The sequence below is a fragment of the Achromobacter sp. ES-001 genome, from assembly GCF_019448355.1.
Taxonomy (GTDB): domain Bacteria; phylum Pseudomonadota; class Gammaproteobacteria; order Burkholderiales; family Burkholderiaceae_B; genus Achromobacter; species Achromobacter spanius_B.
In genome coordinates, this window is sequence record NZ_CP079940.1 from 2,581,269 (window position 1) to 2,607,127 (window position 25,859).

At 65.2% G+C, this 25,859-nt stretch carries 27 protein-coding genes; 12 read left to right on the plus strand and 15 right to left on the minus strand.

Annotation, left to right across the window (positions count from 1 at the left end; all coding sequences use genetic code 11):
• Window positions 1–25: 25 nt before the first annotated feature.
• The 9 genes from KYT87_RS11700 to KYT87_RS11740 all read left to right on the plus strand — a co-directional run bounded on the left by KYT87_RS11700 (window position 26) and on the right by KYT87_RS11740 (window position 9,025).
• Entirely contained in the window at window positions 26–982 is a 957-nt protein-coding gene (locus KYT87_RS11700; protein WP_219992280.1) for an ankyrin repeat domain-containing protein, read from the plus strand.
• Window positions 983–1,189: 207 nt separating this feature from the next.
• Window positions 1,190–1,930 (plus strand): IclR family transcriptional regulator, encoded by a 741-nt coding sequence (locus KYT87_RS11705; protein WP_046806816.1) that lies wholly within the window; start codon window positions 1,190–1,192, stop codon window positions 1,928–1,930.
• Window positions 1,931–2,121: 191 nt separating this feature from the next.
• Entirely contained in the window at window positions 2,122–2,865 is a 744-nt protein-coding gene (locus KYT87_RS11710; RefSeq protein WP_046806817.1) for a transporter substrate-binding domain-containing protein, read from the plus strand.
• Window positions 2,862–3,530 carry an amino acid ABC transporter permease gene (locus KYT87_RS11715; protein ID WP_046806818.1) on the plus strand — a complete coding sequence of 223 codons (669 nt, stop codon included), beginning with the start codon at window positions 2,862–2,864 and terminating at the stop codon, window positions 3,528–3,530. Before KYT87_RS11710 ends, KYT87_RS11715 begins: the two co-directional genes overlap by 4 nt.
• Window positions 3,527–4,309, plus strand: coding sequence for an amino acid ABC transporter ATP-binding protein (locus tag KYT87_RS11720; RefSeq protein WP_046806819.1), 783 nt, complete (start codon window positions 3,527–3,529; stop codon window positions 4,307–4,309). The genes KYT87_RS11715 and KYT87_RS11720 overlap by 4 nt, the downstream gene beginning before the upstream one ends.
• A complete protein-coding gene (hutG, locus tag KYT87_RS11725) occupies window positions 4,306–5,253 on the plus strand; it encodes a formimidoylglutamase (RefSeq protein WP_219992281.1) in 948 nt (315 codons plus the stop codon). The genes KYT87_RS11720 and hutG overlap by 4 nt, the downstream gene beginning before the upstream one ends.
• 272 nt (window positions 5,254–5,525) lie before the next feature.
• Window positions 5,526–6,815, plus strand: a complete 1,290-nt coding sequence (locus KYT87_RS11730; protein ID WP_104145655.1) for a Glu/Leu/Phe/Val dehydrogenase — start codon at window positions 5,526–5,528, stop codon at window positions 6,813–6,815.
• Window positions 6,816–7,092: 277 nt separating this feature from the next.
• Window positions 7,093–7,572: a thioesterase family protein gene (locus tag KYT87_RS11735; protein WP_104145656.1), complete on the plus strand. Its 480-nt coding sequence runs from the start codon at window positions 7,093–7,095 to the stop codon at window positions 7,570–7,572.
• A gap of 343 nt (window positions 7,573–7,915) precedes the next feature.
• A complete protein-coding gene (locus KYT87_RS11740) occupies window positions 7,916–9,025 on the plus strand; it encodes a porin (protein WP_046806857.1) in 1,110 nt (369 codons plus the stop codon).
• A gap of 242 nt (window positions 9,026–9,267) precedes the next feature.
• Here KYT87_RS11740 and KYT87_RS11745 read toward each other — a convergent pair whose 3' ends face one another.
• The 6 genes from KYT87_RS11745 to KYT87_RS11770 form a co-directional block, all read right to left on the minus strand.
• Window positions 9,268–10,077 carry an RsiV family protein gene (locus tag KYT87_RS11745; RefSeq protein ID WP_046806823.1) on the minus strand — a complete coding sequence of 270 codons (810 nt, stop codon included), beginning with the start codon at window positions 10,075–10,077 and terminating at the stop codon, window positions 9,268–9,270.
• A 32-nt stretch (window positions 10,078–10,109) separates the two neighbouring features.
• The gene (locus tag KYT87_RS11750; protein ID WP_143215538.1) at window positions 10,110–10,886 is read right to left on the minus strand and encodes a biotin/lipoate A/B protein ligase family protein; all 777 of its coding nucleotides are present in this window, start codon (window positions 10,884–10,886) and stop codon (window positions 10,110–10,112) included.
• On the minus strand, window positions 10,883–11,158 hold the full coding sequence (locus KYT87_RS11755) for a lipoate protein ligase C-terminal domain-containing protein (RefSeq protein WP_046806825.1): 276 nt from the start codon (window positions 11,156–11,158) through the stop codon (window positions 10,883–10,885). Before KYT87_RS11755 ends, KYT87_RS11750 begins: the two co-directional genes overlap by 4 nt.
• Window positions 11,159–11,189: 31 nt before the next feature.
• A complete protein-coding gene (locus KYT87_RS11760) occupies window positions 11,190–11,654 on the minus strand; it encodes a GNAT family N-acetyltransferase (protein ID WP_219992282.1) in 465 nt (154 codons plus the stop codon).
• A gap of 14 nt (window positions 11,655–11,668) precedes the next feature.
• Entirely contained in the window at window positions 11,669–12,370 is a 702-nt protein-coding gene (locus KYT87_RS11765) for a glutathione S-transferase N-terminal domain-containing protein (RefSeq protein ID WP_120155068.1), read from the minus strand.
• 135 nt (window positions 12,371–12,505) lie between these two features.
• A complete protein-coding gene (locus KYT87_RS11770) occupies window positions 12,506–13,405 on the minus strand; it encodes a DMT family transporter (protein WP_120155070.1) in 900 nt (299 codons plus the stop codon).
• 123 nt (window positions 13,406–13,528) lie between these two features.
• Here KYT87_RS11770 and KYT87_RS11775 point away from each other — a divergent pair, with 123 nt between their 5' ends.
• Window positions 13,529–13,996 carry an Lrp/AsnC family transcriptional regulator gene (locus tag KYT87_RS11775; protein WP_046806829.1) on the plus strand — a complete coding sequence of 156 codons (468 nt, stop codon included), beginning with the start codon at window positions 13,529–13,531 and terminating at the stop codon, window positions 13,994–13,996.
• A gap of 46 nt (window positions 13,997–14,042) precedes the next feature.
• On the opposite strand, the gene KYT87_RS11780 is transcribed toward KYT87_RS11775, so the two are convergent.
• The 3 genes from KYT87_RS11780 to KYT87_RS11790 form a co-directional block, all read right to left on the minus strand.
• The gene (locus tag KYT87_RS11780) at window positions 14,043–14,534 is read right to left on the minus strand and encodes a glutathione peroxidase (protein WP_120155072.1); all 492 of its coding nucleotides are present in this window, start codon (window positions 14,532–14,534) and stop codon (window positions 14,043–14,045) included.
• A gap of 89 nt (window positions 14,535–14,623) precedes the next feature.
• Window positions 14,624–15,820 carry a DUF1501 domain-containing protein gene (locus tag KYT87_RS11785; protein ID WP_046806831.1) on the minus strand — a complete coding sequence of 399 codons (1,197 nt, stop codon included), beginning with the start codon at window positions 15,818–15,820 and terminating at the stop codon, window positions 14,624–14,626.
• Window positions 15,821–15,829: 9 nt separating this feature from the next.
• A complete protein-coding gene (locus KYT87_RS11790; RefSeq protein ID WP_219992283.1) occupies window positions 15,830–17,386 on the minus strand; it encodes a DUF1800 domain-containing protein in 1,557 nt (518 codons plus the stop codon).
• 226 nt (window positions 17,387–17,612) lie between these two features.
• Between KYT87_RS11790 and KYT87_RS11795 the strand changes: the two genes are divergently transcribed.
• Entirely contained in the window at window positions 17,613–17,945 is a 333-nt protein-coding gene (locus KYT87_RS11795) for a tetratricopeptide repeat protein (RefSeq protein ID WP_104145663.1), read from the plus strand.
• Between the two features lie 27 nt (window positions 17,946–17,972).
• Here KYT87_RS11795 and phrB read toward each other — a convergent pair whose 3' ends face one another.
• Complete coding sequence (gene phrB / locus KYT87_RS11800; protein ID WP_219992284.1) at window positions 17,973–19,394, minus strand: deoxyribodipyrimidine photo-lyase; 1,422 nt, start codon at window positions 19,392–19,394, stop codon at window positions 17,973–17,975.
• A 343-nt stretch (window positions 19,395–19,737) separates the two neighbouring features.
• Here phrB and KYT87_RS11805 point away from each other — a divergent pair, with 343 nt between their 5' ends.
• A complete protein-coding gene (locus KYT87_RS11805; RefSeq protein ID WP_219992285.1) occupies window positions 19,738–21,189 on the plus strand; it encodes a CoA transferase in 1,452 nt (483 codons plus the stop codon).
• A gap of 76 nt (window positions 21,190–21,265) precedes the next feature.
• On the opposite strand, the gene KYT87_RS11810 is transcribed toward KYT87_RS11805, so the two are convergent.
• The 5 genes from KYT87_RS11810 to dbpA all read right to left on the minus strand — a co-directional run bounded on the left by KYT87_RS11810 (window position 21,266) and on the right by dbpA (window position 25,707).
• Window positions 21,266–21,814: a peroxiredoxin gene (locus KYT87_RS11810; protein WP_219992286.1), complete on the minus strand. Its 549-nt coding sequence runs from the start codon at window positions 21,812–21,814 to the stop codon at window positions 21,266–21,268.
• A gap of 85 nt (window positions 21,815–21,899) precedes the next feature.
• Window positions 21,900–23,240: an adenylate cyclase gene (locus KYT87_RS11815; RefSeq protein ID WP_219992287.1), complete on the minus strand. Its 1,341-nt coding sequence runs from the start codon at window positions 23,238–23,240 to the stop codon at window positions 21,900–21,902.
• Window positions 23,241–23,273: 33 nt separating this feature from the next.
• Entirely contained in the window at window positions 23,274–23,438 is a 165-nt protein-coding gene (locus KYT87_RS11820) for a hypothetical protein (protein WP_162941192.1), read from the minus strand.
• 258 nt (window positions 23,439–23,696) lie between these two features.
• Window positions 23,697–24,104 (minus strand): DoxX family protein, encoded by a 408-nt coding sequence (locus KYT87_RS11825; protein ID WP_046806835.1) that lies wholly within the window; start codon window positions 24,102–24,104, stop codon window positions 23,697–23,699.
• A 214-nt stretch (window positions 24,105–24,318) separates the two neighbouring features.
• The gene (dbpA, locus tag KYT87_RS11830; protein WP_046806836.1) at window positions 24,319–25,707 is read right to left on the minus strand and encodes an ATP-dependent RNA helicase DbpA; all 1,389 of its coding nucleotides are present in this window, start codon (window positions 25,705–25,707) and stop codon (window positions 24,319–24,321) included.
• Window positions 25,708–25,859: the final 152 nt, after the last annotated feature.

Below are 25,859 nucleotides of genomic sequence, written 5' to 3' on the forward strand. Positions count from 1 at the left end.
TCGTTCCTTTCCATCCAGGATAGCCATGACCGCCCGCACACCGACTTTCCGCCCAGTCCTGTCGCAATGCCGAGGCGCGCTGTTGGCGCTGGCCATCGCCTTCTGTGCCTGCGCGGCCCCCGTGGCCCACGCCGCCAACCCGGGCGATTGGTGGGTGTACGTGGCCAACGATTACCCGGACGACGTCAAGGACCTGCTGGCGCAGGGGGCCGACCCCAATGTGCGCTACCAAAACGGGCAGCCCGCCCTGATGCGCGCGGTGGTCGACGGCGCCTGGAAGGTGTTTGACGTGATTGCGGCCGACAAGCGCACGGACGTCAACGCCGAGAATCCGGCCGGCGAAACGCCGCTGATGTACCTGGCCATTGCCGGCCAGACCGAACGCGCCAAAAAGCTGATCGCCCGGGGCGCCCAGGTCAATCGGCTGGGCTGGACGCCGCTGCACTACGCCGCGTCCAAGGGGCAGATGGAAATGGCGCGCATGCTGCTGGGCAAGAAAGCCATGGTGAACGCGCCAGCGCCGGGCGGTGAAACGCCCCTGATGATGGCGGCGTTGGGCGGCAACCTAGAAATGGTCGATCTGCTGATCAAGGCGGGGGCGGACGTCACCACGCGCGACCTGAAGAGCCAAAGCGCTGCTGACTGGGCGCGCAACGGCAAGTCGGAGGCGGTGGCGACGTACCTGACCACGAAGGTGGCCCAGGCGGACGAGGCCAAGCGCGCGCGCCGCGCGGCCAGCCCCGCGCCGGTAGAAGCCGATGCCGCGACGGGCGCGGATGCCGCCGCGCAGGGCAGCGCGCAAGGTGCCGCGCAGCCGGCTGGGGAAACGTCTGGCGCGTCGGTGGGCGTTGCGCCGGGCGCCGCGCCGGCGGCCGGGGCTCCGGCACCCGCTGGCAGTGCCTCGGCCCCGGCCGCCGCACCTAGCGTGGGCGGGGTATCCGGCGTCAAGCTGAACAACTACGACACCCCTGCCGCACCGTAAACAGGCAGGACGCAGAGCGCCCAGCCATCGCAACGCGCTGTTGCCCCTTTTCCCCCTGATAGGGACACATCAAAGAGACCGCATTGCGGTCTTTTTTTTCGTACTTATCTGGGGTTTTCCCTGCTCATTCTCATCCTTCGGGAAAAAATTAAAGAAGAACCACCATGAATTGATAATCTCGGCTCCTTATTGGCGGGAGCAGAGTTGATGTCGGAACCATCGGTAGGGGCGGGCGCGGATCGTGTCCTGTACGTGTTGGCCACGCTGGCCCGGCACGATGGGCCGTTGACGATCGCCGCCCTGGCGGAAAAAACCGGGCTGGCCCAAAGCACGCTGTATCGCCAGGTTGCCTTGCTCAAGCGCTGGGGCTTTGTGGCCGAGCACGAGGGCGAATACGGCCCGGGGCCGCTCTGCGTTCAACTGGCGTGGGGCTTTGACCAGTCGTCCTTTTTGATACACGAAGCGCAGCCCGACATGGCGACGCTGGCTGCCGCATCCGGCGAGACCATCGGTTTGCTGGTCGCCGTCAAGGATCAGGCCGTGTGCCTGGACATGATCGAAAGCCAGCACCCGCTGCGCTGTTCGTTCACCAAGGGACGCGGCCTGCCATTGGCGCGCGGCGCATCCGCCAAGTCATTGTTGGCCTTCATGCCGCTGGGCCGTCTGCAAGCCGCCTTGGCCTATCTGGCCGACGAAGCCGGGGTGGACCCGTCCCGCCTGGAGGACGAGCTGGAACGGATACGCGGGCAGGGCTATGCCGTCACCGATAGCGAAGTGGATGCCGGCGTGTGGGGCGTAAGCGTCCCGATATTCCAGCGGCCCAATCAGGCCGTGGCCTCGATCACGCTGATGGCGCCGTCCACGCGCGCGGCGCAACGGCCCGACGCGCTGATCGCCATGACCGTGGCCGCGGCGCGCCGCATTTCCGACCGCCTGAAGGTCCACTAAAGAGCCTCTGACCGGGCGCTGCCGCCCGATCCCAATCGAATATGTCGTTGCACTGTCGCCCCAGCCGTTTCGTTTAGCCGTCCCCTTGGCCGCCTGTTCCGCCGCATCCGCGGGCCGGCCCTTTTGGCCGCCTGTTCCGCCGCATCCCTCTAGCCGTACTCACCGCCGTACCCATTCGCATAGGACTCACCATGACCACTCGCCGCACATTGTTGACCGCCGCCCTGACGCTGGGCCTTGCCTGGAGCGCCGGCGCGGCGCATGCCCAGGAAACCATCCGCGCCGTTACCGACGCCACGTTCCCGCCGATGGAGTTCGTCAAGGACGGCAAGCGCACCGGCTTTGACATCGAGCTGGTCGAAGCGCTGGCCGGCGCCATGGGCAAGAAGGTCGAGTGGATCGACATCGATTTCAAGGGCCTGATCCCCGCCTTGCAAGCCGGCCGTGCCGACATCGCCGTGTCCGCCATCTACATCACGCCCGAGCGCAGCAAGGTGGTGGACTTCACCGACCCGTACTACGCCGGCGGCCTGGTCGTGCTGACCAAGACCGATAGCCCCATCAAGACGCTCAAGGACCTGGACGGCCGCAAGGTGTCGGTGCAGGTGGGCACGAAGTCGGTCAACTACCTGAAAGAACACCTGCCGGCCGTGCAGCGCGTGGAAGTCGAGAAGAACCAGGAAATGTTCAACCTGGTGCAGATCGGCCGCGCCGACGCCGCCGTGACGGGCAAGCCCGCCGCCAAGCTGTTCGCACAAAGCACCACCGGCCTGACCGTGCTGGACGACCAGGTGACGACCGAGGACTACGGCATCGCCGTGCCCAAGAGCAAGCCCGAGCTGACCCGTGATTTGAACGCCGCCCTGAAAAAGCTGAAGGCGGACGGCAGCTACCAGGCCATCGTGAACAAGTGGTTCGAGGCGCCCAAGAAATGAACCTGGAATTCGCCCCCGTCTTTGCCGACTTCGACAGCCTGATGCGGGGCGCGGTGGTTACCGTGGAGGTAACCGCCGGCGCCTTGCTGCTGGGCTGTGTCATGGGCCTGTTGGTCGGCGTCGGCCGGCTCAACCCCAAGCGCTACGTCATCTACAACCTGTGCAGCGTTTATCTGCTGTTCTTTCGCGGTACGCCGTTGCTGGTGCAGCTGTTTATCTGGTTCTTTGGTCTGCCGCAGTTTGGCGTGACCTTGCCCGCGTTCGCTTGCGGCGTGCTGGGCCTGGGCATGTATTCGGGCGCCTACGTGTCGGAAATCGTGCGCGGCGCCATTCAGTCGGTGGACCGTGGCCAGACTGAAGCCGCGCGTTCGCTGGGTATGTCGTCCGGCCAGGCCATGCGCATCATCATCCTGCCGCAGGCGGTCGTGCGCATGATTCCGCCGCTGGGCAACGAGTTCATCGCGCTGATCAAGAATTCGGCGCTGGTGTCGCTGCTGACCATTCACGACCTGATGCACGAAGGGCAGAAGATCATCAGCGTGTCGTATCGGTCGCTGGAGACCTATCTGGTGGTGGCCTTGATCTACCTGGTGCTGACCACCGCCGCCATGTTGATTTTGCGCAGGGTTGAAAAGCACCTGCGCGCCGGAGGGATGGTGCAATGAACCCGCTAGGCAATCCGCAGGAAATGATCCGCATCCGCGGCCTGGAAAAATCCTACGGCGAGCATGCCGTGCTCAAGGGTATCGACTTTGACGTGCTGCCGTCGCAGGTAGTTGTGGTGATCGGCCCTAGCGGGTCGGGCAAAAGCACGCTGCTGCGTTGCTGCAACGGCCTGGAAGTGGCCGAGGCGGGCACCGTGGACATCTGCGGCCAGACCTTGCTGGACCACGGCACGCTGCTGCCCGAGGCCGCGCTGAACCAGCTGCGCATGCAGGTGGGCATGGTGTTCCAGAGCTTCAACCTGTTTCCGCACCTGTCCGTGCTGGATAACGTTACGGTGGGCCCGCGCACGCTGCGGGGCATGGGGCGCGACCAGGCCAATGCGCTGGCCGAAGACCTGCTGAAAAAGGTGGGGCTGGTGCAGAAAATGGCGGCCATGCCGGCCAGCCTGTCGGGCGGGCAGAAGCAGCGCGTGGCCATTGCGCGCGCGCTGGCCATGCAGCCTAAGGTCATGTTGTTCGACGAGCCGACCTCGGCGCTGGACCCCGAACTGGTGGGCGAAGTGCTGCAGGTGATGAAACTGCTGGCGCGTGAAGGCATGACCATGATGGTCGTCACGCACGAAATGGGTTTCGCGCGCGATGTGGCCGACGTGGTGGCGGTGATGGACGGCGGGGTGATCCTGGAATCCGGCCCGCCCGAAGTGATCTTTACTGAACCGCGCGAGGCTCGCACCCGTGAATTCCTGCAAGCGGTATTGAGTCAGGGGACGGCGGCATGAGCGCGGCACAGCGGGATCAGAACGTGTGGAAGGCGCGCGACGACAGCGCCGAACAGGGCGACACGCGCCGCTTGGCGCATATCGTTCAGGCGGAAGCTGGCCAGGCAAACAAGGGCGAACCCGTCCTGCTGGGGTTTGCTTGCGACGCGGGCGTGGCGCGTAACCAGGGGCGTGTCGGCGCGGCCGAAGGGCCGGCGGGCATCCGCAAATTCCTGGCCGGCTTGCCGGCGCATGGGCTAGCCCGGCTGCTGGACGGCGGCGATGTGGTGTGCCAGGGCGATGCGCTGGAAGACGCGCAAGAACGCCTGGGCCTGCGCGTGGCGGAACTGCTGGGGCAGGGCGCCCGCCCGTTGGTGTTGGGCGGCGGGCATGAAATTGCCTGGGGCACTTTCCAGGGGTTGGCGCGTTGGCTGCAAGCCCGCGGCGACACCGAACCCGTGCTGGTCCTGAACCTGGACGCGCACTTCGACCTGCGTACCGGCCGCCCGGGAAGTTCCGGCACGCCCTTTGACCAGATCGCGCGCTACTGCGAAGCCGAGGGGCGGGCGCTGCAATATGCCTGCCTGGGCGTCTCGCGGCTGGCGAACACGCCGGCGTTGTACGCCCGCGCCGCCGAGGTGGGCGCCGTGTGGGTAGAAGACCGCGACATGCAGGAGCGCCATCTGGAAGCTCGGCTGGCCAACGTGGACGCGTTGCTGGCGCGCGCGCGCCACGTGTACCTGACCATCGACCTGGACGTGTTGCCGGCGGCGGTGATGCCCGGCGTGTCCGCGCCCGCGCCCTACGGGGTGCCGATGGCCGTTGTTGAGGAAATCGTGCTGCGCGTGAAGGCCAGCGGCAAGCTGCGGGTGGCCGACATGGCTGAGTACAGCCCGCGCTTTGACGTGGACGGCCATGGCGCGCGCGCGGCGGCGCGATTGGCTTGGCAGCTGATGGCGCCGTGAAGTGGTGCGCGGTGAAAGGGGGGCAGTCCTGAACGGGGCTGCCCCTTTTTTCATCGCTGTTCCGGTAACGCCCGGCCGGCGCGGCTTGCGGTTGACCGAGGCTAGACGCGTGCGCGTTCGCGGCTTAGGATAGGTCAGTTTTCGAGCCGGGCTCGTGACCCGTACGGTATCCGCCACAGCTATGCGTCCCTATTAAAAATATTTAGGTTTTAAATAGGGACGCTATAGTTTTCGTGGATAAAATGGCGCAACTTTGTCAGGAGATCATGCTCATGTCTCACACTCCCACCCATGCCTTGCCGTCTTATCTGAATGCCGATGACCTCGGCCCCTGGGGTAATTACCTGCAACAAGTCGACCGGGTCACCCCGTACCTCGGCACCTTGGGTCGGTGGGTCGAGACGCTGAAGCGTCCCAAGCGCGCCTTGATCGTCGATGTGCCGATCGAACTCGATAACGGCACCATCGCGCACTTTGAAGGCTATCGCGTGCAGCACAACGTGTCGCGCGGCCCGGGCAAGGGCGGTGTGCGTTTCCACCAAGACGTGACGCTCTCCGAAGTGATGGCATTGGCCGCATGGATGTCGGTCAAGAACGCCGCCGTGAACCTGCCTTATGGCGGCGCCAAGGGTGGCATCCGCGTTGATCCGCGCACGTTGTCGCAATCCGAACTGGAACGCATGACGCGCCGCTACACCAGCGAAATCGGCGTCATCATCGGGCCGTCCAAAGACATCCCCGCCCCCGACGTCGGCACCAACGCCCAGGCCATGGCCTGGATGATGGACACCTATTCCATGAACGAAGGCGCCACCGCCACGGGCGTGGTCACCGGCAAGCCGATCGCGCTGGGCGGCAGCCTGGGCCGTGTCGAAGCCACCGGCCGTGGTGTGTTCGTGGTGGCGTGCGAAGCCGCTCGCGACCTGAACATCGACGTGTCCAAGGCGCGCGTGGTCGTGCAGGGCTTTGGCAACGTGGGCGGCACCGCTGCCCGTCTGTTCCATGAAGCCGGCGCCAAGGTCATTGCCGCCCAGGATCACACCGGTACCGTGCACAACCCCGCCGGTCTGGACGTCCACAAGCTGCTGTCGCACGTGTCGCAACATGGCGGCGTGGGCGGCTTCTCGGGTGGTCAGGCGCTGGACAAGGACGAGTTCTGGACGCTGGAAACCGAATTCCTGATCCCGGCCGCATTGGAAAGCCAGATCACCGCCGACAACGCCGCCAAGGTGCGCGCCAAGGTCGTGGTGGAAGGCGCCAACGGCCCCACCACCCCGGAAGCGGACGACATCCTGTTCGAACACGGCGTGTATGTGGTGCCGGACGTGCTGGCCAACGCCGGCGGCGTGACGGTGTCGTACTTTGAATGGGTGCAGGACTTCTCCAGCTTCTTCTGGAGCGAAGAAGAGATCAACCAGCGCCTGGAACGCATCATGCGCGAAGCCTACAGCGCGGTGTCGCAGGTGGCCAAGGAACACAAGGTAACGCTGCGCACCGCCGCGTTCATCGTGGCTTGCACGCGCATCCTGCAAGCGCGCCAGGTGCGCGGCCTGTATCCGTGATGACTGAATCGGCGTGGCGTCATTGACGCGGCGCCGAGGAGGCCGAGGCAGACAAAAAGAGAAATCGCCCCGCAAGGGGCGATTTCCATTGGGGCATGGCCGGCGCAATCTGAATAGAATGTGCCGGAGCTGGAGCCCAAGCTCAAAGCCGAGCCCCGACCCAGACCATGGTCCAGGCCAAGGTCCAGGCCTATACCCAAGCTGAGCCCATCGCCAGGCCGGTCGCAGCCGCCGGCGCCCATCGACACTTCCCCCCTATCGCCACCCGGAGACCTTCATGACTCAAGCCCTGCCGTCCACGACACTTACCGTGGACCCCGCCTGGATCGACGCGTATGGCCATTTGAACGCCGCGCACTATGTCGGCATCTTCGATCGTGTGGGCTTTGAGCTGCTGGGGCAGGTGGGCGTGGGGCTGGACTACACCGAGGCCACGCGCTGCGGCATCTACACCATGAACGTGCACGTGGCCTATCTGCGCGAAGTGCTGGCCGGTGACCCGCTGATGCTGCGCGTGCGCTTGCTGGAATCGGATAACAAGCGGGTGCTCTGCCTGATGGAACTGACCCAGACCCGCGACGGCTACCTGGCCGCCACCATGGAGCAGCTGTCCTTGCATGTGGACCTGAACACGCGTCGCGCCACGCCATTCCCGCCCGAGTTGGAACAACGCCTGGCCCGCGCCGTAAGCGAACACGCGGCCGAGCCACTGCCGCCCGGCTACCGCCGCCTGCTGCCGCTGAAAGGTCCGCGTTAAGGGACGAAGCGACGCTTGGGCCGACGCCCAAACCCGGGTCGAAACTGCGCCGAAACAACACTCCAACCCGCGCCGAACCACGCTCGGTGATGCCGTGATTGCATTGCCAGTGCGGCCTTCATAACATGCTCTGGTGACGTGCTCGTGGCCGCACCGGCATTCTTTCCGGTTGTGGAGCGCTGACCACAGTGGGGCTTTTTTTTCGCGAATCGGGGCCACTAGCCGTACCGCATCATTTTCTGACACATAGCGTCCCTAGAATTCGTTCCTGCCATGCGCCATGCGCCGCTTGCCCAGCAAGTCGGCACGCGGCCTGGGTATGTTCAATCAAAGGGAATATGTAATGAAAAAGACTCTGCTCGCAACCGCGCTCCTGGCCGCCGTCACCGGCGTGGCCCAAGCGGAAACCTCGGTAACGCTGTATGGCCTGATCGACACCGGTATCGGCTACCAGCGCATCAAGGGCGACGGTTATCACGAATCCAAGGTCGGCATGGTTAACGGCGTGTCGAGCGGCTCGCGTTGGGGCCTGCGTGGCGCCGAAGACCTGGGCGATGGCCTGTCTGCCGTGTTCACGCTGGAAAGCGGCTTCAATTCGGGCAACGGCCAATCCGGCCAAAGCGGTCGCCTGTTCGGCCGCCAAGCCACTGTCGGCCTGAAGGCCGATTCGTGGGGCCTGCTGGAATTCGGCCGCCAGACCAACATCGCATCCAAGTACCTGGCCTCGATCGACCCGTTCTCGGGCAGCTATGGCCAAGCCAACGTGGGCGTGGCCTTCAGCGCCGCCAACACCGTCCGCTACGACAACATGGTCCAGTATTCGACCCCGTCGTTCAGCGGCTTCCAGTTTGGCGTGGGCTACTCGTTCAACGCGTCCGACACGACCGCCGCGCAAACCGGCTTCAAGACTGCTGACAACACGCGCGCCATCACGACCGGCCTGCGTTACGTGAACGGCCCGCTGAACGTCGCCGCCACGTACGACCAACTGAACCCGGCCAACCAGCTGGGCACGGATGCCACGCCCAAGTCCTGGTCCATCGCCGCCGCCTACGACTTCGAAGTCGTCAAGCTGGCCTTGGGCTTTGGCCAGACGCGCGACGGCTGGTTCACCGGCCAAAGCATCAACTCGTTCGGCAGCGGCAGCCCCACGGCCAGCAGCTTCGGCACCAACGTTGCCGTGTCCGGCTTCAAGGCCAATTCGTACCTGGTCGGCCTGACCGTGCCGTTGGGCGCCAGCAGCATCCTGGCGTCGTGGCAGCGTGCCGACCCGAACGGCAACCCGCTGACCGCCGGCAACGATTCGACGATGAACGTCTACAGCATCGGCTACACGTACAACCTGTCCAAGCGCACCAACCTGTACGCGCTGGGTTCGTACGCGACCGACTTCGCGTTTGTTGACGGCGTCAAGAGCACCGTCGGCATCGTGGGCGTGCGCCACCGCTTCTAAGCCATCGCGGCAGGCCGGCGACGCGCGCGCGTGGCGCGCGCCGCCGGCCCGTTCTTGCCGCGGTTGTATTGAGCGGACTGGGCGTCTTACCCGGCCACAGACGCGAAAAAAGCGGCCACCTCCCTAGCTCCACTCTCAGTCCGCTCACCCGAACCTCGGCCTGCACAAGGCCTTGCGCCGCGCTGAGCACGCATCCTTGACCGGCATTGGGCCATGCGCCCGTTGCCGGTCTTGGCATTGGCCTATGACGTGGGCAGCAGTTCCGGCTTCAGGATGCCGCGCAGGTCGGCATAAGGGATGCTTAGTTCCGGTTCGCCGTGCGAGTAGGGCGCAATCGAATAGGCGTCGTATTTGACGACGATGCCGTCGCGCGTCAACGCAAAGTTGTCGCTTTCCTGGAAGGGCCACATCTTGTTGTAGGCGGCGGGATCGCGCTTGGCGTCGGGGTTGCCCGTCAGCCATTTGGCATGCGCGCGCTGCAAGGCCGCAACGTATTCCGCGCGCCGGCCTGGGATCAACGCTTCATCCAGACTCATGACGCGGCCGCGCGAACGCTCCCAGTTCAAATACTGCGTGGCCGGAATGCCGTGCGCGGCGCCCGTCAAAAATTGCTCGGTGTGCAATTCAATCGCCACGATGTCGCCCACCGTGTCTTTCACCGACGCCTTGAAATACGTGGCGTCGCGGGCGCGCGCGGTCGACCAGAAGTATTGGGTGTATTCCGACAGCGTGTTGTAGGGGCCACGCCGATTGGCATCGGTGCCGGTCATGTAGGCCAGCACGTGGTCCACCAACGCCGTCAATTTGGGTATGCCCGGAAACGCCACGCTGTCGATTTCAATGCGCGGGCAGTCGCCTTCGCAGCCCGGTTTGTTCGACGCCCATTTGATCCGCTCGGTGGACAGGTCGCCCACTTTTTCCGGGGTGGTCGAAGCGGGCGCGGCCAGGGTGATGTTGGCAGGCGGCGTACTGCCGCAGCCGGCCAGCGCCAACAAGGCCGCGCCCAGGATCAGACCGCTTATCCCGCCTGGCGGCGTGAATGTGCGACGCATTGAACTACCTCCACAAAATCAAGATCTTGCCGTCAAGGCACCACGCCCGTCCACTCGGGCGTCGAGAACTTTTCATCGGCTTGCTGCTGGGCGCGCGCCAGCGTGTCGCTGCCGATTTGCCCCGGAGTCAGACGATGCAGGCCGGCAAAAGTTTCCAGCATGCGCTCGATGATGACTTCGCGCGCCAGACCGGTCTGCGTGCGCAGCGGGTCCACGCGTTTCTTCGCGCTGGTGGTGCCTTTGTCGGACAGTTTCTCGCGGCCAATGCGCAAAACCTCGACCATTTTATCGGCGTCGATGTCGTACGACATGGTCACGTGGTGCAGCACCGCGCCCGCACGTCGGGCTTGCGCCGCGCCGCCAATCTTGCCGATGTCGGACGCGATGTCGTTCAGGGGTTGATACCAGGCCTTGATGCCCAGGCCCTGCAACGCCGTCAAAACCCAGGCGTCCAGGAATGCGTAGGATTCCTGGAAGCTCATGCCGTGCACCAGGGCTTGCGGCGCGCTTAGCGAATAGGTAATGGAGTTGCCCGGTTCGATGAACATCGCACCGCCACCGCTGACGCGGCGCACGACTTCAATGCCGTGGCGCTTGGCGCCGTCGGGGTCCACTTCGTTTTTCAGGGATTGGAAACGGCCGATAACGACGGCGGGCGCCGCCCATTCCCAGATGCGCAGCGTGGGCGGGCGCTGGCCCGCGCCCACTTCATCGGTAATGACGGCGTCCAGCGCCATGTGCAGCGACGGCGCCTGCGGGCCTTCGTGGATCAATTGCCAGTCGTAATCGTTCCAGTCGGTGCGCGTCATGCGAGCGCCCTCCGCAGCACCACGGCCACGGCTTCGGCCGAAAAGCCGAACAGTTCGGCATCGGCGGGCAGGGCGGATTGCACCGCCACCGCCAATTCCAGTTCGCCGGCATCGGCCGGCATGCCGTTCAAGCCGCTGTTGATGGCTTCCAGCGCTTCGGGCGGCTCTAGAAAGAAGTCGCCGCTGATGCGTACGTTGGCCAGGCGGCCGTCGCGCACTTCCAGATCCGCGACAACCAATTTGCCGCCGGGGACTTTGTATTCGCCATGCATGGGCGCTCCTTGCGAAATCAATGAACAAAAACTACAGGTTCAGCTTCATGCCGTCGTGGCTGGCCGTAAAGCCCAGGCTTTCGTAGAACCGGCGCGCATCGGGGCGCGCGCGGTCGGTCGTCAGCTGGACCAGGCCGCAGCCCTGGGCGCGGCACTGGTCGATGGCCCATTCGAACATGGCCCGACCCAGACCCTGGCCGCGCGCCGACGAGGCGATGCGCACGCTTTCGACCTGGCCGCGCCACAGGCCCAACCGCGACAAGCCGGGTATGAACGATAACTGCAAACAGCCGACCAGGTGTGGACCTTGCTCAACCACGGCAAGGAACTGGTTGGAATCCTGCGCGATGGCGGCGAAGGCAGCCGTGTAGCGCGGGTTCAGCGGCACCGAGGCGTCTTCGCGCTTGGCGCCCAGCTCATCGTCGGCCAACAGGGCCACGATGTGCGGCAGGTCTTCCTGGCGCGCGCGGCGAAAGACCAATTGCGGATCGGACATCGCAGTGCTCCTGGCTAGCGGGCAAGGTTCTGCGCGGTCTGGCCGAACAGAATGCGGCGCGATTCCTCATCGCTGATGGAGGGCGTGGTGTTGACGCTGTCGGCCAACGCGTACGCGCGCTGCGTGGCGGGGCGTTGCGCGATGGCGTTGAACCAGCGTTGCAGATGCGGGAAGTCGTTCAGGTCCTGACCCTGCTTGGCATGCGGCACGATCCACGGGTAGGCCGCCATATCGGCGATGGAGTAGTCGCCCGCCACGAATTCGCGGTCGGCCAGACGCTTGTTCAGCACGCCGTATAAGCGGTTGGTTTCCTTGACGTAGCGGTCGATGGCGTAGGGGATGCGCTCTTGCGCGTAGCCCGAGAAGTGATGATTCTGGCCAGCCATGGGGCCAAGGCCGCCCATTTGCCAGAACAGCCATTGCGACACTTCCGCGCGGCCGCGCAGGTCGGCCGGCAGGAACTGCCCGGTCTTTTCGGCCAGATACAGCAGGATGGCGCCCGACTCGAACAGCGACAAGGGCGCGCCGCCGTCGGCCGGTTGCTGGTCGACGATGGCAGGGATGCGGTTGTTGGGCGCGATGGCCAAAAATTCGGGTTTGAACTGATCGCCGCGGCTGATGTTCACCGGGTGGATCTTGTAGGGCAGGCCGGTTTCTTCAAGGAACAGCGTGATCTTGTGGCCGTTGGGGGTGGTCCAGTAATAGAGATCGATCATGGGGTGCGTCCTGGGAATCAAGGCGCCGCCGGCCGTGCCGGCGGGTGGAAGGCCATGATAGCGGCAGGCATTGTTGCCGGCCCCGAATAACCGGGGCCGGGGGCGGGTTTCTTGGCGGCCCCCAAACCCCGCGCCTTACACCACCCGGTGGGACCCGCCCGGCAGCCGCCACGTCCAGTTCAGGCTGACGCCGGCGGCGGCCACGAAGATCATCGCCACGCCCACCACCTGCATGGGTTCCATGCGCTGGCCGTAGACGACCAGGTCCAGCAGGATGGCCACGGCGGGGTAGATGAAGCTGAGCGCGGCGGTGGACGTGGTCGGCAGCTTCTGGATGGCCGAATACATCAGGATGTACATCAGGCACGTATGCACCAACCCCAGCGCCACCAGATAGCCCCATTGCAGCGGCGCGGTCGGGACGGCGCTGAAATCCGCCATCGGCAGCAGCATCACGGCGCCTAGCGTCACCTGAACCAGCGCCAGCACCTGCGGCGGCACGCCCTTCAAGCGCTTGACGATGACCGCCGTCACGCCATACAGCGCGGCCGCGCCCAGGCCCAGCAGCAGGCCCGACAGATAGGCCTGGCCGCCGGCGTGCGTGTCCGTCAGGCGCAGCACCAGCAGCAGGCCGGCAAACGCCACCACGGACCACGCCAGCTTGCCGCGTGACGGGCGTTCGCCCAGGAACAGCACGCCCAGCCCGATCAAAAAGAAGGGCTGCACGTTGTAGACCGCGGTGGCCAGGGAAATGGACGCCAGCCGGTAGGCCGAGAACAGCAAGACCCAATTCATGACCAGCGCGGCGCCGGCCACCAGCGCCAAGAACAGCGTCTTGCGCGTGAACAGGCCGGGCTTGAGCAGGCCGCGCGACCAGCAATAGATAAACAGCGCCATGGCCCCGAACAGGCAGCGAAAGAAAACGACGTTCCAGGCGCTTTGACCGGATTCCAGGACAAACACGCCCAGGGTGCCGGATAAGGTCATGGCGGCGGCCATTTGCGCCAGGCCAAGGCGTTCTGATGCGGGGGTCATGAGGGGGTCTCCATCGGCCGTCTGGCCACGTTCTTGATGGAGAAATTATCCCAGGCGCATCGGCGCGGTTATATGATGAATGCGTGGCGCTTTCATTCGTCAACCTTCATTTAGGTGAAATTTATGCAGAACGACCTAAAAAACGAAAACCCGGTACTGGATGGTATTGATCGCCGCCTGGTGCAGACCCTGGCGGCCAACGCGCGGACCACCACGGCCGACCTGGCTCGGCAGGTAGGCATGTCGGCGCCTAGCGTGGCGGACCGGCTGCGGCGCCTGGAGGAATCCGGCGTCATCCGCGCCTACACGCTGGATGTGGACCCGGTGGCGCTGGGCTACACGCTGGAAGCCATCGTGCGCATCCGGCCGCTGCCGGGCCAGCTGCGTCACGTCGAAGGCTTGATCGAGGAAATCCCGGAATTCGTCGAGTGCGACAAGGTCACGGGCGACGACTGCTTTATCGCCCGTGTGGTGCTGCGGTCGATCTCGCATCTGGACGGCATCCTGGAACGCGTGACGGAGTTCGCCGAAACCAACACCGCCATCGTCAAGGCGCATACGGTGCGCCGCCGCCTGCCGCCGTTGCGCTAAGGGCGAAGTCCCGGCCGCGTCGTCCCAGCCCCGTAGTCCCAAGCCCTTACACCGGGGCCGACAACGCCCGCGCCACGTCGTCCTTCAAACCCGCCGGCGTGTCGGTGGGCGCGTAGCGCTTGATGACCTGGCCATCGCGGCCCACCAGGAATTTGGTGAAATTCCACTTGATGCCTTCGGTGCCGAAGACGCCGGGCTTTTCGCCCTTGAGCCAGCGGTACAGCGGATGGGCGTCGGCCCCATTGACGTCGATCTTGGCAAACAGCGGAAAGCTGATGTCGTACTGCGTGGCGCAGAAATTACGGATCTCGGCTTCGTCGCCCGGTTCCTGGTGGCCGAATTGGTCGCACGGAAAGCCCAACACCGTGAAGCCGTCGTCACGGAACGAACGGTACAGCTCTTCCAGCCCCGCGTATTGCGGCGTGAAGCCGCACTTGGACGCCACATTGACGACCAGCAGCACGCGGCCGCGATACGTGTCCAGGGATTGATCCACCCCGTGAATATCGCGGGCGGTGAAATCGAAAATCGTGCTCATGCGGGCTCCTGTGTCGGGCGTTGCGACGCGGGCGCGTCGGTGCGCCAATTGGCTCGTGGAGTGTAGCGCCGCGTGCGCACGCCGGGGTATCAGACCAATCCGATATCCACAGGGGCCACACCCGGGAATACCTGCGCCAGGCGGGCTTTGTCCAGCCCGTATAAGCGCGCGAACAGGCCCGCGAAAACGGCGCGGTATTCGTTCAGAACAGGGTAGTCGCGGTCCTGGAACAGGGTGTCGTGGCGGACAGGGACCTGGCGTCCGGCAATCCGGCCACCGCGCACGTTGCCGCCCATCACCCAATAGACGGTGCCGTGACCGTGGTCCGTGCCCTTGTTGCCGTTTTCGCGAAACGTGCGGCCAAACTCGCTGATGACCACGACGGTGGTCTGGCCCCAGGCCGGCCCCATCGCGTCGGCATAGGCCGCCAGCGCGCGCCCCAACTGTCCCAGCCGGCCGGCCAAGGCACCCGTGGCGGCGCCCTGGCCGACGTGCGTGTCCCAGCCGCCCACATCCACAAACCCGACGTTGTAGCGGTCGGTCATGAAGCGGGCGATGCGGCGGATTTCCTTTTCCAGCTTGTCGGTCGACACCGCGTTGCCGTTCGCGGCCTGCATTTCGGCGTCCAGTTCCTGCCGGGTGGCGCCCATGACGCGCTGGCCTTCGTCCACGGCCGCGTGCAGGTCCGTGTCGCGGTACATCGCGGCAATGGCGCGGTTGTCGGCGTCGCTCAAGCGGGATTTTCTGTTCGCTCCGCCCAGGTCCACGTTGGGCACGCGGGCATCGCCACGCAAAATTTGCGGCACATCGGAGGTAAACGCGGCGGGGTGCGAACCGTTGGCGCCCAGGGCCAACGTCAACCGGTTCAGAAACCCGGATCGGTAGTTGCCATCCTTGCGGGCGCCTTGGCCCAGCTCGATGCTGTTCTGCGTTTCGAAGTGGCTGCGGGTCAGGTCCTCGGTGCCGGCAAACGGGACAAAAGCCAGCTGCTTGTTGCGGTAGAACGGCAGCAGGCTATCAGCCAGCGCCGGGTGCAGGCCCCAGCCATCGGCCAGCGGCAGGGCGGCGCCATCGCCCGACCCGGGTCGGGCGATGGCAATGCTGGGGCGCGACTCGTAATAGAAGTCGCTGGACGTGGGCACCAGCAGGCTGGCGGCGTCGTACGCGCCGCGCATGAAGACGACCAGCAGGCGGTTGCCCGACGCGGCGGGCGCCGCATACAAGCGGCTGCCGCCCAGCAGCAGGGGGGCGGTGGCCATCATTTGAAGCAAGCGGCGGCGGTCCATCGCGTTCTCCTAGCGGCGCATGAATTCTGGCGAGGCCAGCAGGTAGGTATTGGCATCCACGGGTTTTCGGGCCTGGCCCATGGCCTGGCGCGTTGCGGACGACAGGACGCGCAACAGATCCGGGTTGGCATCCAGCAGCGGCGTCGCCTTGGGCAGCGCGACCGGCTCCGGGGCCTCTGTCGTGCGATAAAACGGCTGCGGTGCGGCGGCAATGGCGCGCGCAATTTCAAACCGTTGTGTCATCTGCCCCGAACCCGCCCAGTCAGATTGCGACATCGGATAGCCGTCGGGCGTGGGGCGTTGGTACATGCCCTGGCCCATCTGTTGCAGCATCGACAACACCGCCTTGGGATTGCGGATGGGCGGCATGTCGGCATAGGTCAATCGCAAAGCAGAAAACACGTAATGCACCGGGTCCTTGAACACGCCGGTCTTCAAGGACTTGGCGAACTCCGGCGAGGCGATCATCGTTTGCAGCGTGGCCGCGATGTCGCCATCTTGGGCCTGAAAGGTTTTGGCCATGCGCGCCACCAACGCGGGCGGCGGCGATTCCCCCACGAAGTACGCGGCCAGTTTGGTACTGACAAAGCGCGCGGTGGACGGGTGGCGCGCTAGCAGGTCGATGGCTTGATCGACTTCGTCCAGGCCGCCGCCGCGAATGGTGTGGCCCAGGAACACCTTGTCGCCGCTATCGTGGCGCGCGGGGTTGAACAAAAACAGCCCCTGTTGGACCAGCCCGGCGCGCAATTCGGGTTTGACCTTGGGCGGCTTGTCGCTGTTATGCACGCCCAGGCCGGTCAGGATGCGCGCCAGTTCCTGCACGTCTTTTTGCGTATAGCCGCCACCCACGCCCAGCGTGTGCAGCTCCATGATTTCGCGCGCATAGTTCTCGTTGATGTGCCCCGCCACATTGCGCGTGTTGTCCAGGTACACCAGCATGGCGGGCGACCTGACGGTGGCGCGCAGCATGTCGCGGAATTTGCCCAGCGCGTGCGGGCGAATGGCGCGCTCTTCGTATTGCGGCAGATACGTGCCCACGTCGCCTTTGCCCGCGAACACATTGAAGTGGTTCATCCAGAACCACGTCATCTGTTCCTGCAAGGGGGCGGGCGAATACAGCGCGCGCCACACGGCGCGGCTGGCGGCGTCCTGGGCGCGCTGCCGCGATATCGCACGTGCTTCGCGCTGCGCTTGCAGCTTGGCTTGGGGATCCAGATCGCGCGCGTCTTGTCGCAGCTTGCGCTGCCGCGCCTGGGCGTCCTGTTCGGTTTCCTGGTTGATGGGCAGTGCATCGATGGCCGACTGCACCTCGGCGGGTAACCGCGCGTGCGCGTCCGGGTGCAACTGCGCATGCAGGTAGCGCTGCGCGCCTATCTCGCGGATGCGAGCCAGCTCGGCGGGCGTGGCGCCCCAGGTGATGCGGTTGACCAGGGCGGCTTCATACGCGCGGGTGTCTTCTTGCGGGGCAGTGGCCGCGGCAGGGGGAGCAGCCGCCGCTGCCACGCTCGCCAGCGCCAGGCACAGCATTGGCACGACGTTGGTCAGCAGCATTCGTGATCGCATCATGAAGCAAGACCCTGAAAGGGCAATAAGCGGTGTGACAGGATAATCCTCCGAACATTCCCGCGCCGGGCGGTCCTGAAACGCGCGGAAACCGCAATTTTCAGTTCGCTGCCGACCCGGCGCGGGCTGGGGCCATTGCGGCGCTTGGCGGCACGTCGTCCTATCATGGCCGCTTGCAGGCAATAACGCTGCACAAGACGATGCACAAGACGAAAGCAGGAGCACGCCGATGGAAGGAATGATCGAACGCCTGGAGGCGATGTTGGCCAAGGGCACCGACAATATGTTGCTGCGATTTTCGCTGGGCAAGGCCTATGCCGAGCAAGACAGCTTTGAAAAAGCCGAAACCCATTTGCGCGCGGCGTTGGAGTTCGACCCCGCGTATTCCGTCGCTTGGAAATGGCTGGGCAAGGCTTGCCTGGGGCGGGGCGACGTAGAACAGGCGCGCGCAGCGTGGGACCGGGGCGTGGCGGCCGCCCAGGCGCGCGGCGACAAGCAGGTCGAAAAGGAATTGCAGGTCTTCATCAAGCGCCTGGACAAGCAGGCGGCGGCGGGTTCGTGATCCGCCGCGCGCCGCGCTTGATCGCATTCACCCCACCGCCGGCAAATTCCCAAACGCTTCCAACGCACGCAAGCGGCTTTGCGCCAGGTCGACGATCGGCATCGGGTAGCCCGCCGCCGCACGCTCCATCGGGCTGGGGTCGTGGATGGCCTTGTCGTCCAGGTCGGCCAGTTCGGGCAGCCATTCGCGCAGGAACACGCCGCGCGGATCGAAGCGGCGCGATTGCGATAGCGGGTTGAAGACGCGGAAGTACGGCACGGCGTCGGCGCCCGTTGACGCGCTCCATTGCCAGCCGCCGTTGTTGGCGGCCAGGTCGCCATCCACCAGCTGCGCCATGAACCACGCTTCGCCCAGCCGCCAATCGATCAACAGGTTTTTCGACAGGAACATGGCGGTGACCATGCGCAGCCGGTTGTGCATCCAGCCCAGCGCCAGCAATTGGCGCATGGCCGCGTCCACGATCGGAATACCGGTCCGGCCTTGCTGCCACGCGTGCAGGTCATCCGGCGCGTCGCGCCACGGCACGGCGGCGGTTTCCGGCTTCATCGGCTGATGCATGGACAGCGAGGGGTAGGCGGCCAGCAGATGCTGATAGAACTCGCGCCACAGCAGTTCGTTGATCCATGTGGCCGCGCCCGCCTTGCCGCTATCGATCTCGCCGTGATTGGACGCCAGCGCCGCGCGCAGCGCCTGGCCGGGCGACAGTACGCCTGCCGCCAGATAGGGCGACAAGCAACTGGTGGCGGGCAAGGACGGAAAATCGCGTTCGTCCTTATAGGCGTCGATGATGCCGTCGGTGAAGGCGTCCAGCCGGTCTCCCGCGGCAGTTTCGCCGGCGGGCCATAGTGTGCGGACCGCGTCGCCGGGCGCGGCGAAGCCGTCGAAGGCGTCCGGCAGCGGGTCGGCCGCCCAATTGGGCGGGGTTTGCGGGCGGGGGGCGGGCACCGCTACCACCGGCGCCGTGCGCAGCCGTTCGCGGCAGGTGCGCGCATAGGGCGTGTACACGCGATAACAGTCGCCCTTGCCCGTGGTAACCGTGCCGGGCCGCAGCAGGGTCGCGCCGTGATGCAGCGTCCAATCCACGCCGATGCCGTCCAGCGCGGCGGCCACGGCGGCGTCGCGGCGACGTTCGTTGATCGCCCATTCGGTGTTGGCGTGCACTTGGGAAATGCCGTGCGCCTGGCAGAAATCAGCAATCGCCTGGGGCGCGTTGCTCCAGTCCGACACCGTCAGCAGCTTCAGCGGAATGCCGCGTTCGCCCAGATCGCGCGACAGTTCACGCAGGTTGCGCAACCAGAAATCCACCTTGGCCGGCGCGTCGCCATGCTGGCGCCACTGTTCGGGCGCGGCCAGGAACAGCGCGGTCACCGTGCCGTTTTCACGGGCAGCCGCCAGCGCGGGGTTGTCGTGCATGCGCAGGTCGGTGCGCAGCCAGAGCAGCGTATTCATGGAGGGCGATCCAGGCAGAATGTGGGCGGACGGCACTGCCGTTCGTCGAGGCTGGCATTCTATATTGGCCCGGCGCTTGGAAGACGATGTAAAAACTACGAGTAGATGTGACGGCGCGGAGTCGCGGAATCGGCGCTTGCCGAGCGCCCGCTCGCGTGACGCCCGGAACCCGCGCCTCTCCTGGGTAGCGTGGGGACGCGAATGACGTCGCGCAGCATGTTGCGAGCCTGGCGGCATGGCCTATACCGGTCAAACCATGAAACACGCTGGCGCGAGGTTTGTATTGACGCGCCTGGGCCGCCGCCATGTAATCGATTCAACGACTGAAAAAAAGTTGAACGCTATGGGAAATCTGATGGACCTTCGCCCGTCCTTTCTACGGGGACGCACATCCGCCGCCACGACATCGCGCGACGTCCTGCAAAGGTTGTGGCGTTCTTTCGATTTACCCGACGAATCCCTCGACCACGTGATGCTGACGGGCGCCGAACCGGTGTTGCCGTCTTCGTTCGCTGTGGGGACGGCCGCGCAAACCAGCATGGCCGCCGCAGCGCTCGCAGCGGCTGAACTCTGGTATCTGCGAGGCGGCTCGCGCCAGCAGGTCAGCGTAGACATGCTGCACGCGGCGCAGGAATGCCGCAGCCACTTCACCATCAACGGCGTCACGCCCAATATCTGGGACCCGATCAGCGGCGTCTACCAGTGCGGTGACGGGGGCTGGGTGCGCATCCATGCCAACTTTGCGCACCATCGAGACGGCGCGTTGGCCCTGTTGGGCTGTCCCGTCGGAGAGGGCACTACGCGCGACGCGGTCCAGGCGGCGTTGAGCCGCTGGAAAGCGCTGGACTTTGAACAGGTGGCCGCCGACGCGGGCCTGGTGGTTGCCGCGATGCGCAGCTTTGACGAATGGGACCGCCATCCGCAGGGCCAGGCCGTGGCGGCGCAACCCTTGATGACCATTGAGCGCCTCGGCGATGCCGACCCGCGTCCCTTGCCCAAGTATGGGCACGACGCCCGGCCGCTGAAAGACATTCGCGTGCTGGACCTGACGCGCATCATCGCCGGCCCCGTGTGTGGCCGGGCGCTGGCGGCTTATGGCGCCGACGTGATGCTGGTGAACTCGCCGCAGTTGCCCAACATCGACAACATCATCGACACCAGCCGGGGCAAGCTCTCGGTGCTGGCTGACCTGGACACGGCCGACGGCCGCATCGCGCTGGGCAACCTGCTGCGCAGCGCCCACGTGTTTGTACAGGGCTATCGGCCGGGCGGGATGGCGGCGCTGGGCTTCGGGCCGGAAGACGCCGCACGCATCCGCCCGGGCATCGTGTATGTGTCGCTATCGGCCTATGGCAACGTGGGCCCGTGGGCCAACCGCCGGGGTTTCGATTCGCTGGTGCAGACCGCCACGGGCTTTAACCACGCCGAGGCGCAGGCAGCTGGCCAGGAAGCGCCCAAGCCCCTGCCGATGCAGATTCTTGACCATGCCTCGGGCTACCTGATGGCGTTTGGCGCGCAGGTGGCGTTGGCGCGGCAAGCAACGGAAGGCGGCAGTTGGCACGTGCGCGTGTCGCTGGCGCAGACGGCGCATTGGTTGCGCGGGATGGGCAGGGTGGAAGGCGGGCTGGACTGCCGCATGCCGGACTTTGACGGTTTGCTGGAAACGGAGGCGTCGGGCTTTGGCGAGCTGGTAGCCCTGCGTCATGGCGCGCGCTTTTCGGAAACGCCGGCCCGTTGGACCCGCCCGTCCAGCCCGCCGGGCACGCATCCGACCGTGTGGCCGTTTAACACGTAGGACGTTCCGCGCTCGTGGCCGGAAAATAACGAAGGCGCCGTTCGGCGCCTTTTTTCTTGCTTGCGGAAGTCGCTTCTTATTTGGCCTTTTCCTGCTTGGCCTTCCAGTCGCGCAGCGCGCGCATGGTGTTCGTCACGTGCGACTCGGGGTTCATGTCGGTGAATTCGTACAGGATTTTGCCCTGCGGCGAAATCACGTAGGAAATCCGCTGTGCGTATTCCGGGCGCTTGTCGTGCACGGCGTCATACGACTTCATGATCTTGCCATCGGCATCCGCCGCCACGGCGAACTTGCCACGGCATTCACTGACCGAGAATTTGTTCAGCGTGTCGATGTTGTCCGTCGATACGCCAATGACGGTGGCGCCCAGCGACTTGTATTCGTCGGTGGCCTCGGCAAAGTTGTGCGCTTCGATGGTGCAGCCCTGCGTGAAGGCGGCGGGAAAGAAATACAGGACGACCGGGCCTTGCTGTAGCGCGTCGTTCAACTTGAACGTGAAGACCTTGCCGCCCAGCGAGGCGTCGGTGCTGAAGTCGGGCGCGGGCGCCCCGACGTTCAAGGCGGCGTGGGCGGATGCGGCGGCCAGCAGGCCGCAGAGCATCAGGCTAGAAACAAGGCGCTTCATGGAAGTCTCCAATAATCAATCGTTGGGCGCGCGGCGGTGGGCGGCAAGTGGCCTACTGTAGTCCGCGCGCGGCCCAGGGTCCAGTTCAGTCACGGTTAGGGCCACCGCCTCGGCCACCGCCATCGCCGCCACCGCCCGGCTGCCGCTGCGGCTGTTCACGCGCCTGCTGTTGCCGCGCCTGCTGCTGTTCGCGGCCTTGTTGTTGGCGAGCTTGTTGCTGCTGTTCCCGTGCCTGTTGTTCACGCGCCTGCTGCTGACGGCCTTGCTGCTGCTCACGGGCCTGCTGCTGGCGGGCTTGTTGCTGCTGTTGGTCGCGGGCCTGCTGCTGGCGGGCCTGTTGTTGCTGTTGCTGCTGCTGTTCGCGCGCCTGTTGCTGGCGCACTTGTTGTTGTTCGCGATCTTGCTGCTGCTGGCGCTGCTGTTGATCGCGCTGCTGCTGATTCCGCTGCTGCTGATCGCGCTGTTGAATCTGCTGCTGAACCCGCTCTACATCCCGCTGCTGCACATCCCGTTGCGCCTGCGTCCCGACCACGGTCTGGCCCGGGCCTCGGCCTTGGTCCGGCCGATTCGGATTCCCGCGATTCGGGTCGGGGCGGTTGTTGTCGGCGCCCGGTCGCCCACCCTGTGGCCCGCGACCGTTATCGGGGTGATCCACAAACGCCTGCGGCGGGCGGCCCTTGTTGTGGTCGTAGAACTGCGCGCGGTTATTGCCCGCTTCGCGCACGTAGTTGCGCTGTATGTCGGTCGGCGGCGCATGGCGGTCGTTGCGGGCGGCCAGTTCGCGCGGGTCCGCCGCGCGCCGGATGCCGTTCGGCCCGCCGTGATAGCTGACGCGGCGGTTGTCGATGTTGTTGACGACCACGGTGTGGTTGTAGACGTTGGTGACCCGCGTGACGTTTACGTTCGTCACCGAGCGGTTGTAGTAGAAGCGGTCGCGCTTCCAGTAACCGCCCACATAGCCCATCCCGACATAGCCGAAGCCATAGTTGATGCCGCCATAGAATCCCACGTGGGGGCCCCAGTAACCGGGGCTCCATACGTACAGCCCATTGGAGAACCCCCAGTATCCGGGCGTCCACAAGGCGCCGTTATAGGGCGCCAGCACCCAGGCGCCGGGCACCCAGAAAAATCCGTAGCGGTTGCGGCTCCAGTAGCCTGGCACCCACAGATAGCCGTCGGCCGGGGCAGGCGGCTGCACATACTGGGGCAAGGGCGGCGGCGGTTCCGGGCTGCGGTCCACCAGCGCAAGATTCGCGGATGCCGGGTCGCCGCCATCGTAGTCAGGGGCGGCGGGCGCGCCCGGTGGGGGCGGCGGCGCGTCGTAGGTTTGCGCCACGGCGGCGCTGCCCGTCGCCAGCAAGGACACGGCAAGAGCGATATGGGCGGCGGCAGGCCGCAGGCGGGAAATCCGGGCTAGGGGCGTCATGGCAGTTCCTTCAGGACGCGTCGACGGCGACGGTCAATAACCGCGGTAGTAGTAATGCGGCGCGGGATACGCCGGGTAGTAATAGTGCGGCGTGTAATACACCGGCGCGGGGCGATAGTACGCCGGGCGGGCCGGCACCACGACGCATCCGGTCAGCGTGCTGGCTATCACCATCATCAACAAAAGGCGCTTCTTCATGTTCTTGACTCCCTACCTGCGCCAGGCGTGTCATACGCCCTTGGTGCGCTGGTAAGGATTAGGCCATACCGGATGGCAGTCGTTCGCCTCTTGTAATCGATCCGAAACAGCTTTCGCGTGACCGATGTTTGCGCCTGCGTGACGGCGCATGTCGTTGGTATCAAACGTTGCGGAAAAAAGAACGGGGCCGCCATGGCGACCCCGTTTTGCGTCACGCCGCGTCACGCCGCGTAACGGCGATGGCGGCAGTGGAGGCGATCAGTTCCAGCGTCCGCCGTTGCCGGCCAGGCTGAAACGGCCGGCGCCCATGAAGGCCAGCGCCAGCGCGGTGAACAGGAACATGCCTTGCAGTTCCAGTGCCCAGCCGCCATTGTTGGTCATGCTGCTGAGCTGCCCGGTGTGCGCCAGCAAGATGGCAACCACCATATTGATGGCGATGATCAGGCCACCCAGGCGCGTGTACACGCCAACGATGAGCAGAACGGGCGCGATGATCTCGCCCACGTAGACGCCATAGGCCAGAAAGCCCGGCAGGCCGTGCGAAGACAGCATGCCGCTGATGCCGGTAACGCCATTGCCCATCAGTTTGGACAAGCCGTGCAGCAGAATCAGGATGCCCAAAGCCAGGCGCAGGATCAGCTTGCCGGTATCGTCGGACTTGATCATGGTGAATTTCTCTTGTGATGGTTAAAGGAGGACAAGGCTACGTTGGAACCCACCGCGAACCATTGGTTCCAAGCCCACACCGCCGCGCATCCGACGGGGCGGCTGCGTCAAGCGGCGCCATTATGGCAAATGCCCTGCAAAATCATCAAGCTTTCGTCACGTCCTGGCGGTAATTGCTGGCGGTACCGCCGGGCGTATCGAACCCTGCCAAAAATCAGAATTCCTCAAGAAAGCGCATACGGAAGCGCCGGCCCTTGATGTTGCTGTTGGACACGCGCGAAAACGCCTGCTTGGCAATCTGGCGGTCCAGCGCCACGTAGGCGTTGAATTCCGTGATGTTGATCTTGCCCACCTGTTCAAACGTCAGCCCGCCGTCGCCCGTCAGGGCGCCCAGCAGGTCGCCCGGGCGCAGCTTGTCTTTCTTGCCGCCCTGGATGCACAGCGTGACCATGGGCGCGCGCAAGGGGCGGTCGGCCTTGGGTTTCAGCGATTTGATGTCGCCCCACTTCAAGGGCGAGCCCTGGTATTGCTCAACCAGGTTGGCCCAGCGCATCTCGTCGGGCGAACACAGGCTTAGCGCCAAACCCTTCTGATCGCCCCGGCCGCTGCGGCCGATGCGGTGCACGTGCACTTCGGTGTCCTTGGTGACGTCCACGTTGATGACGGCGCCCAGATTCTGGATGTCCAGGCCACGGGCCGCCACGTCGGTCGCCACCAGCACGGCGCAGCTCTGGTTGGCGAACTGGATCAGGATCTCGTCGCGTTCGCGCTGTTCCAGGTCGCCATTGAGCGCCTGTGCGCTGATGCCGTCGGCTTGCAGGCGTTCCACCAGGTCGTGGCTGCGGACCTTGGTGTTGCAGAACGCCAGCGTGGACACGGGGCGGTAATGCGCCAACAGGCGGGCCACGGCGTCCAGGCGGTCTTTTTCGTCGATTTCAAAGAAGATCTGTTCGATGCGGCTGGCGTCGTGCTGCGCCTCGACCTTGACCTCGGCGGGGTTGCGCAGAAACCGCGCGCTGAGCTTGCGGATGTTGTCGGGGTAGGTGGCCGAGAACAGCAGCGTCTGGCGCTTGGTGGGGCAGTGCGAGGCAATGGCCACGATGTCGTCGTAGAAGCCCATGTCGACCATGCGGTCGGCTTCGTCCAGCACCAGCGTGGTCAGGCCGGCCAGGTCCAGGCTGCCGCGTTCCAGATGGTCCTGGATACGGCCCGGCGTGCCCACCACCAGATGCGCGCCGCGCGCCAGCGATTCGGCTTGGGGGCGGGCAGGCGCGCCGCCGCACAGCGTCAAGATCTTCACGTTGGGAATCAGGCGCGCCAGGCGGCGCAGTTCCTGTGCAACCTGGTCGGCCAATTCGCGGGTGGGGCACACCAGCAACGCTTGCGGCGCCAGGCGGGTGGGGTCCAGCTTTTGCAGCACGCCCAGGCCAAACGCCGCGGTCTTGCCGCTGCCGGTCTTGGCTTGCGCGATGATGTCGCGGCCTTCCAGGATCAGCGGCAGGCTTTGCGCCTGAATAGGCGTCATTTGCTCAAACCCCAGGCTTTGCAGGTTATCAAGCAGGGCGGGCAGAAGGGGAAGGGTAGAAAAGGGCGTGTTGGTCACAATAGGGCGGTTCGCAAAAACCGCGAAAAAACGAAGTCGACCGACAGTGTAAGCCCTGGAGTGGGCGGACCCTAGCCCGCAGCCCTGGCCCTGGCCACAGCCCCAGCCCCACAGCCCCAGCCCCACAGCCCCACAGCCCAGTCCAGCCCAGC